General features: G+C 68.6%; 15 protein-coding genes. 2 read left to right on the top strand and 13 right to left on the bottom strand.

The window, feature by feature from the left end:
• Positions 1 to 20 precede the first annotated feature (20 nt).
• The 12 genes from Q4I23_RS04560 to ccoN form a co-directional block, all read right to left on the bottom strand.
• The gene (locus tag Q4I23_RS04560) at positions 21 to 1,064 is read right to left on the bottom strand and encodes a PstS family phosphate ABC transporter substrate-binding protein (protein WP_237904664.1); all 1,044 of its coding nucleotides are present in this window, start codon (positions 1,062 to 1,064) and stop codon (positions 21 to 23) included.
• A 191-nt stretch (positions 1,065 to 1,255) separates the two neighbouring features.
• Entirely contained in the window at positions 1,256 to 2,761 is a 1,506-nt protein-coding gene (locus Q4I23_RS04565) for an ATP-binding protein (RefSeq protein ID WP_498525437.1), read from the bottom strand.
• Between the two features lie 148 nt (positions 2,762 to 2,909).
• A complete protein-coding gene (locus tag Q4I23_RS04570) occupies positions 2,910 to 5,180 on the bottom strand; it encodes an NADP-dependent malic enzyme (RefSeq protein ID WP_498525438.1) in 2,271 nt (756 codons plus the stop codon).
• 218 nt (positions 5,181 to 5,398) lie between these two features.
• Positions 5,399 to 6,061, bottom strand: a complete 663-nt coding sequence (locus Q4I23_RS04575; RefSeq protein WP_237904659.1) for a Crp/Fnr family transcriptional regulator — start codon at positions 6,059 to 6,061, stop codon at positions 5,399 to 5,401.
• Positions 6,062 to 6,268: 207 nt separating this feature from the next.
• Positions 6,269 to 6,406, bottom strand: a complete 138-nt coding sequence (gene ccoS, locus Q4I23_RS04580) for a cbb3-type cytochrome oxidase assembly protein CcoS (protein WP_454020535.1) — start codon at positions 6,404 to 6,406, stop codon at positions 6,269 to 6,271.
• On the bottom strand, positions 6,360 to 8,828 hold the full coding sequence (locus tag Q4I23_RS04585) for a heavy metal translocating P-type ATPase (protein WP_498525439.1): 2,469 nt from the start codon (positions 8,826 to 8,828) through the stop codon (positions 6,360 to 6,362). Before Q4I23_RS04585 ends, ccoS begins: the two co-directional genes overlap by 47 nt.
• A gap of 48 nt (positions 8,829 to 8,876) precedes the next feature.
• Complete coding sequence (locus Q4I23_RS04590) at positions 8,877 to 9,401, bottom strand: FixH family protein (RefSeq protein WP_498525440.1); 525 nt, start codon at positions 9,399 to 9,401, stop codon at positions 8,877 to 8,879.
• A gap of 46 nt (positions 9,402 to 9,447) precedes the next feature.
• Positions 9,448 to 10,986: a cytochrome c oxidase accessory protein CcoG gene (ccoG, locus tag Q4I23_RS04595; protein ID WP_498525441.1), complete on the bottom strand. Its 1,539-nt coding sequence runs from the start codon at positions 10,984 to 10,986 to the stop codon at positions 9,448 to 9,450.
• Positions 10,987 to 11,277: 291 nt separating this feature from the next.
• Positions 11,278 to 12,165 carry a cytochrome-c oxidase, cbb3-type subunit III gene (ccoP, locus tag Q4I23_RS04600; protein WP_183177485.1) on the bottom strand — a complete coding sequence of 296 codons (888 nt, stop codon included), beginning with the start codon at positions 12,163 to 12,165 and terminating at the stop codon, positions 11,278 to 11,280.
• A 3-nt stretch (positions 12,166 to 12,168) separates the two neighbouring features.
• Complete coding sequence (locus Q4I23_RS04605; RefSeq protein ID WP_014238792.1) at positions 12,169 to 12,330, bottom strand: cbb3-type cytochrome c oxidase subunit 3; 162 nt, start codon at positions 12,328 to 12,330, stop codon at positions 12,169 to 12,171.
• Between the two features lie 13 nt (positions 12,331 to 12,343).
• Positions 12,344 to 13,084, bottom strand: a complete 741-nt coding sequence (ccoO, locus tag Q4I23_RS04610; RefSeq protein WP_114861498.1) for a cytochrome-c oxidase, cbb3-type subunit II — start codon at positions 13,082 to 13,084, stop codon at positions 12,344 to 12,346.
• Positions 13,085 to 13,103: 19 nt separating this feature from the next.
• The gene (gene ccoN, locus Q4I23_RS04615) at positions 13,104 to 14,600 is read right to left on the bottom strand and encodes a cytochrome-c oxidase, cbb3-type subunit I (protein WP_014238794.1); all 1,497 of its coding nucleotides are present in this window, start codon (positions 14,598 to 14,600) and stop codon (positions 13,104 to 13,106) included.
• Between the two features lie 246 nt (positions 14,601 to 14,846).
• On the opposite strand from ccoN, the gene Q4I23_RS04620 reads away from it, so the two are divergent.
• Both Q4I23_RS04620 and Q4I23_RS04625 read left to right on the top strand, forming a co-directional pair.
• The gene (locus Q4I23_RS04620; protein ID WP_038525553.1) at positions 14,847 to 15,377 is read left to right on the top strand and encodes a hypothetical protein; all 531 of its coding nucleotides are present in this window, start codon (positions 14,847 to 14,849) and stop codon (positions 15,375 to 15,377) included.
• Positions 15,378 to 15,494: 117 nt separating this feature from the next.
• A complete protein-coding gene (locus Q4I23_RS04625; RefSeq protein WP_498525442.1) occupies positions 15,495 to 16,703 on the top strand; it encodes a class I SAM-dependent rRNA methyltransferase in 1,209 nt (402 codons plus the stop codon).
• Positions 16,704 to 16,779: 76 nt separating this feature from the next.
• On the opposite strand, the gene Q4I23_RS04630 is transcribed toward Q4I23_RS04625, so the two are convergent.
• The gene (locus Q4I23_RS04630; protein WP_498525443.1) at positions 16,780 to 18,048 is read right to left on the bottom strand and encodes a class I SAM-dependent RNA methyltransferase; all 1,269 of its coding nucleotides are present in this window, start codon (positions 18,046 to 18,048) and stop codon (positions 16,780 to 16,782) included.
• Between the last annotated feature and the right edge of the window lie 25 nt (positions 18,049 to 18,073).

Genomic DNA, 18,073 nt, shown 5'->3' on the forward strand with positions numbered 1-18,073 from the left:
CCGCCGGTTCCGTCAGCCGGTCAGAGCTGGAGCGGGGTCAGGTTGGTCGCCGAGGTGCGGGCGGCGTCGCGCTCCGCCTTCGGCAGGGAGATCAGACCCTTGTCGGACAGGTAGCCGTCCTCGCCCATCGCGCGCTCCGAGGTGAACTCGGCGACCAGCTCGCGGATGCCGGGGATGACGCCGGCGTGGGCGTTCTTGATGTAGATGAACAGCGGGCGCGACAGCTCGTACTTGCCGGCCTGGACCGCTTCCGGCGACAGATCGACGCCGTCCATCTTGGCGGTCTGCAGCTTGTCGCGGTTCTGGTCGTAGAAGCTGTAGCCGAACACGCCGAAGGCGTCGGGGTTGGCGGTCAGCTTCTGGACGATCAGGTTGTCGTTCTCGCCGGCCTCGACGTAGCCGCCGTCCTCGCGGATGGTCATGCAAGCCTTTTCACGGGCCTTCTCGTCGGCGACGATGGTCTTGACCTCGGCGACCTTCTTGCAGCCTTCGAGCATCACCAGCTCGTTGAAGCTGTCGCGGGTGCCGGACGTCGGGGGCGGGCCGAGAACCTCGATCTCCTTGTTCGGGAGCTTCGGGTCGATGTCCGACCACTTCTTGTAGGGGTTGGCGACCATCTTGCCGTCGACCGGCACGTCCTTGGCCAGGGCCTTCCACAGGATCTGGGTGGTCAGGTCGGTGTGCGGGGCCTGCTTGGAGTAGGCGAGCGCGATGCCGTCGTAGCCGATCTTCAGCTCGGTGATCTGGGCGACGCCGTTGGCGGCGCACTGCTCGACCTCGGACTTCTTGATGCGGCGCGAGGCGTTGGCGACGTCCGGGTGCTGCGGGCCGACGCCCGCGCAGAACAGCTTCAGGCCGCCACCGGTGCCGGTCGACTCGACGACCGGGGTCTTGAACTTGCCGCCCTTGCCGAAGGCCTCGGCAACCGCCGTGGTGAACGGGAACACGGTCGAGGAGCCGACGGCGCGGATCTGGTCGCGCGACTGGGCGTTCGCAGCACCCGCGAAGGCGGCGGTCATGGCGACGACCGCGGCGGCGGTGACGGCGAGCTTCTTGGAATTCACGGTATCCCTCCGATGGTCCGGTTGCCCCTTTTCCGGGGAACGCGATGGTTCAACCCCGTGCCGCTTCCCCCAGGGGCGGGCGGCTTGCGGGGCGGACACTAGTCGGGGTCCGCGACGCGCTGATTACGGTTTTATGACAGTTTCATGACGACGCCCACTTTCGGTCACGCCGGACGGGGTAGACGCAACCTCTACGCTTGGCGCCGCACCGGCTCCGCGGCGCGGCCCTCTCCCGACTCCTCCGACGCGGCGGGCAGATAGACCGTGAAGGTGCTGCCCACCCCGACCGCGCTTTCGATGGTCAGGCGCCCGCGGTGGCGGTTCACGATGTGCTTGACGATGGCCAGCCCCAGCCCGGTGCCGCCCATCGCCCGCGACCGCGCGGCGTCGACCCGGTAGAAGCGCTCGGTCAGGCGCGGCAGGTGGGTGCGGGCGATGCCCTCCCCCTGGTCGCGCACGGCGACGGCGACCATTTGCATCCCCCGCCCGCCGCGGCCCGCCGGGCCGGACACCCCGACCGCCACACCGTCGGCGAGCGACACGGCGACGGTCACGTCGGTGTTCTCGCGCGTGTATTTGATCGCGTTGCTGACGAGGTTCTGGAAGACCTGGGTGAGCTGGTCCTCGTCGCCGACCACCGCGGGCAGGCCGTCCGGCGCCTCCAGCGTCAGGCGGATGCGGCGGCTGGCCGCCTTCAGCTCCAGCGCCGCCATCACCCCGTCCAGCCGGTCCAGCACGTCGACCTTGCCGGCGGGCGGCATGTGCTCGTCCAGCTCGATCCGCGACAGCGACAGCAGGTCGTTGACCAGGCGGGCCATGCGGCTGGCCTGGTCCTGCATGATCGACAGGAAGCGCTCGTGCGCCTCCAGATCCTCGCGGGCGGGGCCGCGCAGCGTCTCGATGAAGCCGAGCAGGGAGGACAGCGGCGTGCGCAGCTCGTGGCTGGCGTTGGCGATGAAGTCGGCGCGCATCTGCTCCGACCGGCGCAGCGCGGTGATGTCGTGCAGCGTCAGGATGACCATCCGCCCCGGCACGGTTCCGGCGGGCACCCCGTCATCGCCGGGGGCCGGGCGGGGGACGCGCCGCTGGAAGGGCTTGACCCGCACCTCGAACATGCGCTCCACCGGCACCGGCAGGCTGAATTCCAGGATGCGCGAGGCGCCGCCCTTCAGCACCGCGTCCACCGCCTCCAGCACCGCCGGGTTGCGCAGCGAGGCGGCGAGGTCGCGGTCGAGGATGCGGTCGCCGAACAGGGCGCGCGCGGCTTGGTTGGCCCGCGCCACCTGCCGCTCCGCCCCGACCAGGACCAGCGGGTCGTGCAACGCCTCGATGATCGACTCGTTGGCTTCGAGTTGGGCCAGCGCCAGTTCGGTGCGGGCGTTCATGACCCGGTGCAGCCGCACCGCCGCCGCCGCCGCCGCCCGCACCGGGCGGGAGGCGGTGACGGGCAAGGACGGGACCGCCTCCGTCGGGCCGGCGGCGAGCTGTGCCGCGTGGGCGGCCACCGTCCGCAGGTCGCGGAAATACAGCTGGATCATCAGCGCCACCCCACCGACCCCGGCCAGCCCGCCCAGGATCGCCACCGCCGGTCCGATCGTCCCCTGCCGCCACAGTCCCCACAGGGCCGGCAGCAGCGGCGCCAGCGCCAGCGCGGCGGCAAGGATCAACCGGAGGGGCGGCATCGGCTTGGGAGTCATGATCGGCGCTTTCCGTGCGTCGGACGGTTGTCGGGACGGAACTCCGCTTTTACACCATCCCGCAAGCCGGTGAGCGGGCGTCACAAAAGATTAACGCGCGGGCCGGGGTCATCGCCCGGCCCGCGCGTCGTCCAAAAAACCCTCCCGCTTACCAGGGCAGCGAGTCGTGGGCCGCCAGCGCCGCCGCGGTGACCAGATCGTTGACCGAGGCGCCCATGGTGACGATCTGCGCCGGCTTGTCCAAGCCGATCAGCAGCGGGCCGATCATCTGGCCGCCGGCCATCTTGTTGAGCAGCTTCGCCGTGATGTTGGCCGAATGCAGGCCGGGCATGATCAGCACGTTGGCCGGGCCGGACAGCCGGCAGAAGGGGTAGACCCGCTTCATCAGCTGGTAGTCCAGCGCCACGTCCGCCGACATCTCCCCGTCATACTCGAAATCGACGCGGCGGCTGTCGAGAATGGAGATGGCCTCGCGCAGCGGGTCGGTGTGGGGGTGCGGGTGCTGGCCGAAGTTGGAGAAGGACAGCAGCGCCACCCGCGGTTCGTGCCCCATCTGGCGCGCCTTGGCCGCGGCGCCGATGGCGATGTCGGCCAGCGTCTGGCCGTTGGGGCGGACATGCACCGTGGTGTCGGCGATCAGCACCGTGCGGTTGCGCGTCAGGAAGACGTGCAGGCCGAAGACCGGCTCGTTCGCCTTGGCGTCGATGACCCGGCGGATCTCCTCGAAGGCCACGCCGAAGGTGCGGGTCAGGCCGGTGACCATGGCGTGGGCGTCGCCCTGCGCCACCATCAGCGCGGCGAAGACGTTGCGGTCCTGGTTCACCATGCGCTGGCAGTCGCGCAGCAGGGCGCCCTTGCGCTGCATCCGGCGGTACAGATAGTCGCTGTAGCGGCGGTTGGCGTCGGAGACTCGGGCGTTGTGGATCTCCAGCGAGACGCCGGACTGGCCCATCGCCGCCAGTTGCTCCTTGATGACCGCCTCGCGCCCGATCAGCACCGGCGTGCCGAAGCCGGCGGCGCGGTAGGCGAGCGCGGCGCGGATCGTCCGCTCCTCCTCGCCCTCGGCGAAGACGACGCGGCGCGGGTTGGCCTTCACCTTCTCCAGGATGAGCTGGAGGCTGTCCGCCGTGGGGTCGAGCCGGGTGCGCAGCGAATTCCGGTAGCCCGCCAGATCGACGATGGGCTTGCGCGCCACGCCGGTTTCCATGGCGGCCTGGGCCACCGCGGCGGGCACCGTCACGATCAGCCGCGGGTCGAAGGGCACCGGGATGATGTATTCCGGCCCGTAGCGCAGGCGGCGGCCCGAATAGGCGGCGTCCACCTCGTCCGGCACGTCCTCGCGCGCCAGGGCGGCCAGCGCCTTGGCGGCGGCGACCTTCATCGCCTCGTTGATGGTGGTCGCCCGCACGTCGAGCGCGCCGCGGAACAGGTAGGGGAAGCCCAGGACGTTGTTAACCTGGTTCGGATAGTCGGAGCGGCCCGTCGCCACAATGGCATCGGAGCGGACGGCCTTCACCTCCTCCGGGGTGATTTCCGGATCGGGGTTGGCCAGCGCGAAGATGATCGGCTTGGCCGCCATCGACTTGACCATCTCCGGCGTCATCGCGCCCTTGGCCGACAGGCCGACGAAGACGTCGGAGCCGGCGACCGCCTCCTGGAGCGTGCGCTTGTCCGTCTCCACCGCGAAGGACGACTTCCACTGGTTCATGCCGTCGGTGCGGCCGCGGTAGACGACGCCCTTGGTGTCGCACAGGATGATGTTCTCGCGCGGCACGCCCATGGTGGTGAACAGCTCGGCGCAGGCGATGCCCGCAGCACCGGCGCCGTTGACCACCATCGTCACGTCCTTGAGGTTCCGCCCGGTGATGTCGCAGGCGTTGATCAGGCCGGCGGCGGCGATGATGGCGGTGCCGTGCTGGTCGTCGTGGAAGACGGGGATGTCCAGCAACTCGCGCAGGCGCTCCTCTATGATGAAGCAGTCCGGCGCCTTGATGTCCTCCAGGTTGATGCCGCCGAAGCTCGGCCCGAGGAAGCGGACGCAGTTGACGAACTCGTCGACGTTTTTCGTATCGACCTCCAGGTCGATGCCGTCCACGTCGGCGAAGCGCTTGAAGAGCACCGCCTTGCCCTCCATCACCGGCTTGGAGGCGAGCGCGCCGAGGTCGCCCAGACCCAGCACCGCCGTGCCGTTGGAGATGACGGCGACGATGTTGCCCTTGGCCGTGTAGTCGTAGGCCGTGCTGGGGTCCTCGGCGATGCGCAGGCAGGGAACGGCCACGCCCGGCGAATAGGCCAGCGACAGGTCGCGCTGGGTCGTCAGCGGCTTGGTGGGCGCGATCTCCAGCTTGCCCGGACGTCCGGAGGAGTGCAGCAGAAGGGCTTCTTCGTCGGTGACGCGCTTGGTATCGGGTTCGGTCATCGGGGTTCGGTTCCTGAGCGTGGGCTGTTGCAGCCGTTCTTCTTTGGGCCGGCCGTCGTTGTTGTTTTCGGTTCCGGCCAGTCGGGCGGCGGATGTTAGCCCGCGCGGGCGCGTCCCGCCAGAGCGGGATCGCACGAAAGATGCGAATTTTTCCTGGAATACGACATATCAGATCACGAATGATGACCGAAGCAATCGTTTCGTGCCCGAAAAGAGACTCAGCAGCCCTCGGCCATGTCGTAGATGGCGTCCATGTCGCTGATCAGAACCTTGTTGCCTTCCTGCAGCGAGATGGCCCCGGCGGTCTTCAGCTGGGTGAAGGTGCGGCTGACCGTCTCGGTGGTCAGGCCCAGATAATCGGCGATGTCGGCCCGGCTCATCGGCACGTAGACGGGGTTTTCCTTGTGCCCGCGCCGGGCGGCGCGCTGGGACAGCATCAGCAGGAAGGAGCAGATCTTCTCCTTCGCCGTCTTGCGGCCGAGCAGCAGCATCTGGTCTTGCGCCGCCGCCAACTCGTTCGAGGCCATGGAGAAGAGACGGCGCTGCATCTTCGGGAACTCGTCCATCAGCGCGTCGATCTTCTTGCGCGGAAAGCGGCAGAGCGTCGCGGCCGTGACCGTCTCCGCGGTGTAGGCGTAGCTCTCGTTGACGGCCAGACCCAGGAAGTCGCCGGTGACGAGGAAGCCGGTGATCTGGCGGCGCCCGTCCGGCAGCAGCTTGTACAATTTCACGGTGCCGGCGGTGACGTTGTAGAGCGCGTCCGCCGCGTCGCCCTCGCTGAACAGGGTCTGTCCGGCTTCGACGCGGGACGTCTGGAGGATGTCGGCGAGACGGCGCAGTTCCTCGGGGTCCAGAGCGGCACAGACGGTCAGACTGCGCACGGGACAGGCCCCACAGGGATTCATCTCACTCGCCGCGCCCTTTTCGCGGGCGCGCCCCATGTCAAAGGGTGGCATGGCATGACCCAACCCTTAGCCGTACAACGCCCCCATAATCGTCATATTCGGTCTGTTTCGCAACGGTGCTCACGGGGGCCGTGGCCGAATTGCCATACGAATGCCTTATGAGCGGCCCGCCGGAGCGGCCAATCAGCGCCCTTTTGGCGGGTTCGACGGCTCGGCGTTCGGGCGCGGCGGTTCGTCGTCGAACAGGATGCGGTGGGCCGCCCCGTCCAGATCGTCAAACTGCCCGGACTTGAGAGCCCACAGGAACGCCCCCAGGCCCATCAGCCCCAGGCTCAGCGCGATCGCGATCAGATAGAGAAGCTCGGTCATCGGTCAGGTCCTTGGTCACCGCACCGCGGCTGAGCCGCAGGGCGTTGGCGATAACGATCAGGGAGGAGGAGGACATGGCCAGCGCCGCCAGCAGCGGCGTCAGCATGCCCGCCATGGCGATGGGCACCGCGAACAGGTTGTAGACCAGCGCGATGCCGAAATTCTGGCGCACCAGCCGCCCGGAGCGGCGGGACACCTCGAACGCCTCCAGGATGGGGCGCAGGCGGCGGCCCTGGAACACCACGTCGGCGGCGGTCTGGCTGACGTCCACCGCGGTGGACGGCGACATCGACACGCTGGCCGCGGCCAGCGCCGGGGCGTCGTTCAGCCCGTCGCCGACCATCAGCACCTTGCGGCCCTCGGCGGCGAGCGCGTCCAGAACGGCGGTCTTGTCGGCGGGCGTCTGGCCGGCCCGCCAGTCCTCGATGCCCAGCTGCGCGGCCACCGCGGCCACGGCACCACGGCGGTCGCCGGACAGCAGCCGGACGTCCAGGCCCCGCGCCTTCAGCCCGCGCACCACCGCCGCGGCGTCGGCGCGCGGCGCGTCGAGGAAGGTGATGCGCACCGGCGCGGCGCCGGGACGGGCCAGCCACAGCTCCGGTCCCGCGGCGTCCTCCGCCGTGTCCGGCGCGCCGGTGAAGGCGCGGCTGCCCAGCCGGATCTCGCCTTCCGGCCGGTCCAGCGCGAGGCCGGCGCCGGGTACCTCCCGCACGCCGGTGGCGACGGGAACATTGGGCAGCGCGCGGGTCAGGGCGCGGGCCAGCGGATGGCGGCTGGCCCCGGCGAGCGCCGCGGCGAGGCGCAGGTCGTCCTCGGCCACGCCGTCGAGCTGCGGGACGGGGCGCCCCTCGGTCAGCGTGCCGGTCTTGTCGAAGACCACCGTGTCGATGACGGCCAGCCGCTCCAGCGCCGTGGCGGTCTTCAGCAGGATGCCCTGCCGCATCAGCCGCCCGCTGGCGATCACCTGGACCACCGGCACGGCGAGCGCCAGCGCGCAGGGGCAGGTGATGATCAGCACGGCGACCGCGTTCATCAGCGAATCCTGCCAGGGCAGCCCGCCGAGCAGCAGCCAGCCCAGAAAGGTGCCCAGCGCCGCCACATGGACGACCGGAGCGTAATGGCGCGACACGCGGTCGGCGATGGCGACGTATTTGGCGCGGCCCTGCTCCGCCACCTCCATCAGCCGCACGATCTCGGCCAGCAGCGTGCCCTCCCCCACCGCCGTGACGGTCACGCGCAGCGGGGCGGTGAGGTTGAGCATGCCGGCGAACACGCGGTCGCCGGGGCACACGCTGCCCGGCACCGTCTCGCCGGTGATCAGGGCGGTGTCGAGGTCGGACACGCCGTCGCAGACCGTGCCGTCGACCGCGACCCGCTCGCCCACCGCCACCAGGATGGTGGAGCCGGGGCTGACCTGGTCCGGCGGGACAATGGCGCTGCGCCCGTCCTCGTTCAGAACGGTCACCGAGGTGGCGTGCAGGCCGAGAAGCTGCTCCGCCGCCGAGCGCGCCCGGCCCCGCGCCCGCTGGTCGAGGTAGCGGCCGATCAACAGGAAGAACAGCAGCATCATCGCGCCGTCGAAATAGGCGTGCTGGCCGCTGTTGATCGTCTCGAACAGGCTCATGCTGGTGGCGAGCAGGACGCCGATGGTGATCGGCACGTCCATGTTCGTCCGCCCGCGCCGCAGCGCCTGGAAGGCCGAGCGCGCGAAGGGCCGCAGGGCGTAGGCGATGGCCGGCATGCAGACCAGCGCCGACAACCAGTGCATCAGGTCGCGCGTCGCGCTGCCCATGCCGGTGGCGTGACCGGCCCAGACCGACACCGACAGCAGCATCACGTTGCTGGCCCCGAAGCCGGCGACGGCCAGCGAGCGCAGAAGCTCTTTCTCCGTCTTCGCCTGGGCGTCGCCCAGCCGTTCCGGATCGAAGGGGACGGCGCGGTAGCCGATGCGGGCGACGGTGTCGACCACCGTGTTGGCGTCGGTCTCGGCCGCGCGCCACGTCACCGACAGGCGGCGCGTGGTCATGTTCAGCCGCGCGTGGGTCACCCCCGGCTGGCGGGCCAGCGCCGTCTCGATCAGCCAGACGCAGGCCGCGCATTGCAGCCCGTCGACCATCAGGTGCAGCGAGGCGGTGCCGTCCTCGGCGTGCTTGGCGTGGGGGGCGTAGTCGAGCGGCGGTGCCTCGCCGTCCGGGCGCAGGGGCCGGGCGGCGGGATCGACGCAGCGCCGCTCGTAATAGCGTTCCAGCCCGAGCCCGCGGACGAGATCGTAGGCCGCCGCGCAGCCGGTGCAGCAGAAGGGGCCGGTACCATCGGAGGCGGTGGTGCCGGTGCCCTCGGGATGCTCCTGCCCGCAGTGGAGGCAGACGGTCATGTCACGGAACCCGTATGCTTGTTTGCCGTAGGTTTGGGCGCTGGGCGCTTACTTGATGAAGAGGCGCTGCTCGTCCTGGTAGTCGCCGGTGGCATGGTGGATTTCCACGCGCAGATCCCACTGGCCGGCCAGCGGCAGCGACACCGGGGCGGCGAAGCGGCCCTCGCCCAGATAGGGCAGGTCGAGGCGCACGTCGTGGCCCTCGCTGGTCGGGCGGATGAAGGCGACCTTCACCTCGGCGTCCTTCAGCAGGTTGCCGTACTTGTCGTGCAGCGTCAGCGCCAGGATGCCCTTCTGCGCTTCGGTGCTGGTGAAGTCGGTGGAGACCTTCCAGCCGCGCTCGGCCTGGGCGCGGGCGCCGGCCAGATCCTCATTGTACTTCAGGCCCTTCATGAAATGCTGCTCGGTCTGGACACCGGTCCAGCTCGACAGGGCGAAGTGCAGCATCACGCCGTTGACCGCGATCACGACGGCGAATCCGGCCACGAAGATCCAGGGGATGTACCAGCCGGGCTGGCGACCGGTCCGGCGGGGCGGGGTGCGGCGGGTTCCGGCGTCGGTGGACAGCGTCATCGTCGTCTTGACCTTTGGTGAATGCAGCGCGAAGAGCCGGTCGGGATCAGTTGGCCGGCCCCATGAAGACGGAGTCATAGGTCGCCACCTCACCATCGGCCGAGGCAAGCCTGAAGGTAAGGGGCTGGGAGGCGCCTTGCAAACCGGTGCGCGGCGCGGTCACGAAAATTCTGTAGGTCGCCACCATGTCCGGATCGGCGGTCAGGCGCTGGGTGCCGGCCTGCTCATCCTGGCCGTCGCCGGCCACCGACAGGCTGGCCCCCGCCACGCCGGACACCGCCAGCGTGTAGGCGCGCGGGTCGCGGGTCATGTTGGAGATCTTGAAGGTGTAGGCGTTGCGCACCGACCCGTCGGACAGCGCCACGAACAGCGGGGCGCGGTCGCGCAGGACGCTGATGTCCAGCCCCGGCTTCAGCAGCAGCCCGACCCCGATGCCGCCGGCGATGACCAGCATCATCAGCGTGTAGAGGATCGTGCGCGGGCGCAGCAGGCGGAAGGGCACCGGTTGCCCGCCGGTGGCGATGGCCACCTGGCTGGTCTGGGTGTCGAATGTGATGAGGCCGGTCGGCCGCCCGACCTTGGTCATGATCTCGTCGCAGGCGTCGATGCACAGGCCGCAGCCGATGCACTGCATCTGCAGCCCGTCGCGGATGTCGATGCCGGCGGGGCAGACCTGGACGCAGTTGAAGCAGTCGATGCAGTCGCCCAGCCCCTCGGCCCCGCGCTCCTCCCAGCTCTGCGACTTGCGCAGCAGGCTGCGGCCTTCGCCGCGCCAGTCCTGGTAGGTGACGATCAGGCTGTCCTCGTCGATCATCGCCGACTGGAAGCGCGGCCACGGGCACATGTAGGTGCAGACCTGTTCCCGCGCGAAGCCGGCGAGAAGATAAGTCGTGGCGGTGAACAGCCCGATGAAGCCGAGGGCGGTCGAGGACAACTCGAACCGCAGCATCTCGCCCAGCAGGGTCGGCGCGTCGGTGAAGTAGAAGATCCAGGCGCCGCCGGTCGCCAGAGCGATCAACAGCCAGATCAGGTTCTTCAGAACCTTGCGCCCGGCCTTCCGGGCGGTCCAGGCGCCCTGGTCGAGGCGGATGCGCTCACCACGGTCACCCTCGACCAGCCGTTCGACCCAGACATAGAGGTCGGTCCACACCGTCTGCGGGCAGGCGTAGCCGCACCAGACGCGGCCCGCCAGCGAGGTCGCCAGGAAGAGGCCCAGCGCCGCCAGGATCAGCGCGCCGGTCAGGTAATAGATCTGCTGCGGCCACAGCTCCACGAAGAACAGGTAGAAACGGCGGTTGGCGAGGTCGAGCAGAACCGCCTGGTCGGGAGCGTTCGGCCCGCGGTCCCAGCGGACCCAGGGCAGCACGTAGTAGATCGCCAGGAAAACCGCCAGCGCCGCCCATTTGATGCGGCGGAAGGTGCCGTGCACCGCCTTGGGATAGACCTTCGAATGCTTCTGGTACATCGAGCGCGCGGCACGCCGCGGCGCCTTCGGAGAAGGGGCGGCGAAGGGGTCCCCGGCGACCGCCTCCGGGCGTTCCAACAGATCGGTCTGGGGCGGTTGCTGTTCGGTGGTCGTGCTCATGACCTCGCCTTCCTCCTCCGGCGTCCGCCGCGGGGCGGCTTGGCCATGCCGACATGGTTCGGCGGTGGCGAGGGGACTATGGCGTCAGAACGTCACAGGGGCATTGCGCTGGATCAAAGGATTTTCGGGCGGATTTTAGGGCGGATTTTCAGGGTCCGTCGCCCTTCCCTATCCCCCGGTCGCGGCCCGGAAAAAGAAAATGCCGGGGAGTCGCCTCCCCGGCACCGAAGTCCGGCGAACCCGCCGGAAAGGGTGTGCCCCTTTCCGGCCGGCCGCTCCTGGCTGGGCGGCTTACTTGCCGCCGCCCAGGTTGTGGACGTAGACGGCCAGCGACTTGACCGTCGCGTCGTCCAGACGCTTCGACCAGGCGGGCATCACGCCGGCGCGGCCGTTCGTGATGGTCTCCACCAGCGTGGCCTTGTCGCCGCCATACAGCCAGTTGGCCGTGACGAGCGGCGGAGCGCCGACGTCCATGCCGACCGCAACCGAGCCCTGCGCGCTGTCGCCGTGGCAGGCGGCGCAGTTCTCGTCATAGACGGTCTTGCCCTTTTCCGCGGCGGCGGCGTCGGTCGACCGCTTGTTCAGCGACAGGACGTACTCGGCGACCTGGCCGATCTGCTCGCGGTTCAGGATGCCGTCCCGGCCGAAGGCGGTCATGCCGATGCCGACCGTCCCGCGGGTGTCGCCGTCATCCGCACGGATGCCGTGCTGGATGGTCTTGTAGATGTCGGCGGTGGTGCCGCCCCACAGCCACACGTCGTCGGCGAGCGTCGGGAAGCCCTTGGCACCCTGACCGCCGGCGCCGTGGCAGGCCGCGCAGTTCTCGTTGAAGTAGGAGCGGCCGCCGGCCATCGCGAAGGCAAGGAGGTCCTTGTTCTTCTGGATGTCCTCGACCGAGGTCGCCGCGATGGCCGTCAGGTACTTTTCCTGAGCCTTCTTGCCGTCGGCAACCTTCTGCACCAGCTCCTCGCGCTGCGAGTAGCCGAGCAGGCCCTTCGTGTAGCTCTTGCCCAGCGGCCAAGCCGGGTAGAGCACGTAGTAGACGAGGGACCACGCGATGCAGACGTAGAAGATGTACAGCCACCACTTGGGCAGGGGGTTGTTCAGCTCCCGCAGGCCGTCCCACTCGTGGCCGGTGGTCTCGACGCCGGAAAGGGCGTCCTTTTCTTTCTGTGCCATGGCCTAAAACTCCTGACCATCTTCCTTGAGCGGGATCCGGGAGGCGTCTTCGAACTTGCCCCGGTTGCCTGGCCACATGGCGTAGACCACGATGCCGGTGAAGAGCAGGGCCAGCCAGACGGTCCAGAAGGACCGCAGGGCGACAGTGATCGAATCCAAGTCCATGGATCCCTCCCGGTTACTGCTGGAGCTGCTTGGGCGACTGGTACTTGGTGAAATCCACCATGGTGCCCAGGACCTGCAGGTAGGCCACCAGCGCGTCCATTTCGGTGACGCCCTTGTTGCCCGTGAAGTTCGCCACGACGGCCTTCGGGTAGCGCTTCATCAGACCGGCCGTGTCGGCGTCCGGGTTCTTCTGCGCTTCGAGGTCGGCCTTGGCACTGGCGATCTGCTCGTCCGTGTAGGGGACGCCGACGATGCGCAGGGTCTTCATGTGATCCTGGATGTCGGTGTACTTCAGCGGACGGTCCTTCATCCAGGCGTAGCCCGGCATGATCGATTCTGGCACCACGGCGCGCGGATCGACCAGATGGGCCACCTGCCAGTCGTTGGAGTACTTGCCACCCACGCGAGCCAGGTCCGGACCGGTGCGCTTGGAGCCCCACTGGAAGGGATGGTCGTACATGCTTTCCGCGGCCAGCGAGTAGTGACCGTAGCGCTCCACCTCGTCGCGGAACGGACGGATCTGCTGGCTATGGCAGTTGTAGCAGCCTTCGCGGAAGTAGATGTTCTGGCCAGCCAGTTCGAGCGGCGAGTAGGGACGGACCCCATCCACCTTCTCGATCGTCGACTCGATCGTGAACAGCGGGACGATCTGGACGAGGCCGCCGATCGACACGGTGATCAGGATCAGAACGATGAGCAGAAGCGTGTTCCGCTCGATCGTGTCGTGACTAAAGCCCTTTTTTTGCTCAGCCATTTTCTCAGTTCCTCCGGCGTCAGGCCGCACCGACCGCCGCCTTGTGCGGGGCGGAGGCATAGGGCTTCTCGATGCGGACGTCACCCTTGGCCGTGCGCCACAGGTTGTAGACCATGATCAGGGCACCAGCCAGGAACAGGACGCCGCCCAGAGCACGGATCACGTAGAAGGGATGCATGGCCGCGACCGTCTCGACGAACGAGTACTGGAGGAAGCCGAGGTTGTCGTAGGCGCGCCACATCAGGCCCTGCATGATGCCCGACACCCACATGGCGGTGATGTAGAGCACGATGCCGATGGTGGCGGTCCAGAAGTGGTAGCTGACCAGACGCAGGCTGTAGAGCTGCGAGCGCTTCCACAGGACCGGGACCAGATAGTAGATCGCGCCGAAGGAGATGAAGGCCACCCAGCCGAGCGCACCGGAGTGCACGTGGCCGATCGTCCAGTCGGTGTAGTGCGACAGGGCGTTGACCGGCTTCACCGACATCAGCGGACCCTCGAAGGTCGACATGCCGTAGAAGGCCACCGACGTCACGAGGAAGCGCAGGACCGGGTCGGTGCGCAGCTTGTCCCAGGCACCCGACAGGGTCATGATGCCGTTGATCATGCCGCCCCAGGACGGCATCCACAGCATGACCGAGAAGGTCATGCCCAGCGTCTGCGCCCAGTCCGGCAGAGCCGTGTAGTGCAGGTGGTGCGGGCCGGCCCAGATGTAGAGGAAGATCAGCGTCCAGAAGTGCACGATCGACAGGCGGTACGAATAGACCGGCCGCTCCGCGCGCTTCGGAACGAAGTAGTACATGATGCCGAGGAAGCCGGCGGTCAGGAAGAAGCCGACCGCGTTGTGGCCGTACCACCACTGCACCATGGCGCTCTGCACGCCCGAGACGAACGGGTAGGACTTCATCCCGGTCAGCGACACCGGGACGTTGACGTTGTTGCCGATGTGGAGGATCGCGACGGTCAGGATGAACGCCATGAAGAACCAGTTGGCGACGTAGATGTGCGACTCCTTGCGGGTCATCACCGTGCCGACGAACTGGATGGCGTAGAGGACCCAGATGACCGTCAGGTAGAGGTCGAGGATCCACTCCGGCTCCGCATACTCCTTGCCCTGGGTGTAGCCGAGCACGTAGCTGAGCGCCGCCAGGACGATGAAGATGTTGTAGTTCCAGAAGACGAACTTCGTGAGGCCTTCACCGCCGAACAGGAACTGGCGGCTGGTGCGCTGCACGGAGTAGAGCGAGGTGGCGAACAGGACGTTGCCGCCGAACGCGAAGATCACGGCCGACGTGTGGACCGGCCGCAGGCGCCCGAAGCTCGTCCACTCAAGGCCGAGATTCAGCGCCGGAAAAGCGAGCTGCAGCGCGATGAAGACGCCGGCCAGGAAGCCGACGACGCCCCAGAACACTGCAGCGATGACGAAGAGTCGGACGGCGTCTTCGTAGTAACGCACATTTTCCGACACCCGCTGGCTGCCCAGGGCGGCCCCTGGCGTCAGAGTCGCTGATGTCATTCAATCTCTCCCGTTTGCCCCGGGCGGCTCGGGCCGCTCCCTCTGAGGTTGCACCACCGCTGGGTACGTACTGTTAAGGAGGGGGGCAGGTTCACATACGATGCACTTCTTATGCGGACGCCGGTTGCGCCTGCCTCCAATAATCCCAATATGTGTAGGGGTGGACCTTGCAACATTGATCTACGTCAACGACCGGTCTTACCGGTGCCTGCCATCGTTCACCGTCCTTCACGCGGTCGGACGGGCATGGACGAAAGCTTCATCGCGAAACCTCTCGGTCAGCGTCAGATCGACCAGGCCTATCCGCTGGTGCGGGCCATCTTCCCGGACCTGCCGGTGGAGCAATGGCGCGCATTTGCCGCAGCACTTATCGGGCCGGTTGATACCCCCGCGACGCCGACGGGCATCATGACCGTGCAGAACGCACGGGGGTACCTCCATGGACTTTTCTCATACGCTATTGCGGAGCATCTTCGCCACGGCCGAATTCTGGCCGTGGAGAATTTCGTCGTGCTCGACCTGTTCGACATGACGGGTCCGGCGGAGACTTTGCTGCGCTCCATGGATCGTCTGGCGCGCAGCCACGGATGCACGGCGATTCACACCTCCCTGCCGGAATTGCTGGCCGGGGAGACCGGGTCGCGCGGGTCCCTGCTGACATGCTTTCACCAGGACGGGCACCGCACGGAAACCTTGCGGCTGTGCAAGGCGATGGACGGCGCCAACGACAACCGCGCGCATCGGTCGCAGGCGGAAAGCCCACTCGGCATCCCGTAAGTCCCGCCGGAACGGGCCGGCGCCCCGCCCCATCCCGCGACTCCATCCTCCGTTTCCTACGACTCCGGCGATGTGACCGTTTGCTCGGCGGGCGCGAGCGGCTAGGATGCGGCCATCATGACCGACACCCCCACCACCCCCGTCAAATACCGGGCGATCCATCTGCAGGCCGGCCGCCAGCGGCGCGTCCTGCACGGCCACCCCTGGGTCTATTCCAACGAAGTCCAGATGGACACGGCGGCCAAGGCCATCCCGCCGGGCAGCCCGGTGCGCCTGCTGGACCCCGGCGGGAAACCGCTGGGCATCGCCACCTTCAACCCGCACACCCTGATCGCCGCGCGGATGCTGTCCAGCGACCCGGCGACGGTGGTCGACCACGCCTTCCTCGCCGGGCGGCTGAGGAGCGCGGTGGCAACGCGCGAGGCGCTGTTCGGCCGGCCCTACTACCGCGTCGTGCACGCGGAGGCCGACGGGCTGCCGGGATTGATCGTGGACCGCTACGGCGACGTGGTGACGGTGCAGGCCAACAGCGTCTTCATGGACCAGCGCATCGACGCCATCCTGGCCGCCATCGACGAGGTGCTGGCCCCGCGCGCGGTCATCCTGCGCAACGACAGCACCCAGCGCGCGCTGGAGGGGCTGCCCGAGGAAAGCCGGCTGGTGAAGGGCGAGATCGACGGCCCGATCCGGCTGGAGGAAAACGGCGCCACCTTCTTCGCCGACCCGCTGGGCGGGCAGAAGACCGGTTGGTTCTACGACCAGCGCGACAACCGCGCCTTCATCGCCAAGCTGGCGAAGGGCAAGCGGGCCATCGACTTCTTCAGCTACAACGGCGGCTTCGGCGTGCTCTGCGCCGTCGAAGGCGCGTCGTCGGTGGTGTCGGTCGACCGCTCGCAGGGCGCGTTGGACAACGCCGCCCGCGCGGCGGAGGCCAACGGGGTGGCTGACCGCTTCGAGGCGCGCCGCGCCGACGCCTTCGAAGAGATGGAGCGGCTGAACGCCGAGGACGAGCGGTTCGGGGTGGTCATCGCCGACCCGCCGGCCTTCGTGAAGGCCAAGAAGGACCTCGCCGTCGGCTGCCGCGCCTACCGCAAGATGACCCGTCTGGCCGCCAAGATCACCGCGCCGGGCGGCTTCCTGCTTTGCGCGTCCTGCAGCCACAACGTGGACCCGCCGACCTTTGCCGAGCAGGTCGCCCGCGGCCTGCACGACGCCGGACGGACGGGGCGCATCCTGCGCAGCGCCGGGGCCGGCCCGGACCATCCGGTGCACCCGCATCTGCCGGAGTCGGCCTATCTCAAGGCCATCGTGATGCAGTTGGACTGAGGGTGACTCACCACGAAGGCACGAGGATGGTGATGATCGTCGTGCCCTTTGTGGCTCCCCGTTCCCCTCGCGGCCGCTACGGGCGGCTGAACACCCCGACGACCTCGACGTGGGCGGACCACAGGAACTGGTCCACGGGGTAAACGCGGCTCAACACATACCCGCCGTCCACCAGCGTCCGGGCGTCGCGGGCGAAGGTCGCGGGGTTGCAGGACACCGCCACCACCCGCGGCACCTTCGAGCCGGCCAGGGCCTGCGCCTGGGCGGTGGCGCCGGCGCGCGGCGGGTCGAAGACCACCGCGTCGAACCGCGCCAGTTCCTTCGCCGTCAGCGGGTTCTCGAACAGGTCGCGCCGCTCCGTGGTCAGGCGCAGCGCCCCCGCCGCCTTGTTCAGCGCGGCCAGCGCCGGGGCGTCCCCCTCCACCGCATGGACCGCCGCCCGCTGGGCCAGCGGGACCGCGAAGGTGCCCAGCCCGGCGAACAGGTCGGCCACCCGCTTCGGCTCCCCGATGTTGGCGAGGACGGCGGCAACCAGGGCGGCCTCCCCCTCGGCGCTCGCCTGGAGGAAGGCGCCGGGCGGCGGGGTGACCGGCAGGCCGGCGAAGGACACCGCCAGCGGACGGCGGTGGGCGATGGGCTCCGATGTGCCACGCTCGTCGGCCTGCCAGGAGATGCGGGCCACACCCTCCGCCTCGCCGAAAGCCACCAGCCGCTCCCGAGCCGCGCGGTCCAGGCTGCGCGGGCCGACCAGCACGAGGTCGATCCCGCCCTCCAGGTCGGTGGCGATCACGTCGCAGCCGCTGCCGTCCGGCAGAACCGACAGCAGCAGCCCGCGCAGCGGCTCCACCAGCGCGAACAGGCCGGGCCGCAGCACCGGACATTCCGTCAGGTCGGCCAACCGGTGGCTCATCCGCTCGTTGAAGCCGAGCCAGACGCGGCGTCCCCGCTTCAGCGCGGCGAAGCGCGCGCGGCGGCGCGCGGCCGGAGGCGTCCGGGACAGCGGCTCCAGGGGCGCGTCACCCAGCCCGACACGGGCCAAAGCGCCCTGCACCAGCCCGACCTTCCAGGCGGCGTAGGCGGCGTCCTCCATGTGCTGGAGCGTGCAGCCGCCGCAGGTTCCGAAATGGGAACAGGGCGGCACGGCGCGTCCCGGGCCGGGCTCCAGGATTTCGAGCAGGTCGGCGCGCAGACCGTCTCCCTTGGCGTTGGCGGCCTCCTTCACGGCCACCCGCACGCGGTCGCCGGGGACGGTCAGCGGCACGAAGAGCTTGGCATCTTCGAAGCTGGCGATGCCGTCGCCGCGGGCGCCGACCTCGCCGATGGTCACCTCCTGTCTCTTATACACATCTCCGAGCCCACGAGACTATAAC

Source organism: Azospirillum sp. UFLA03-27, from assembly GCF_059803775.1.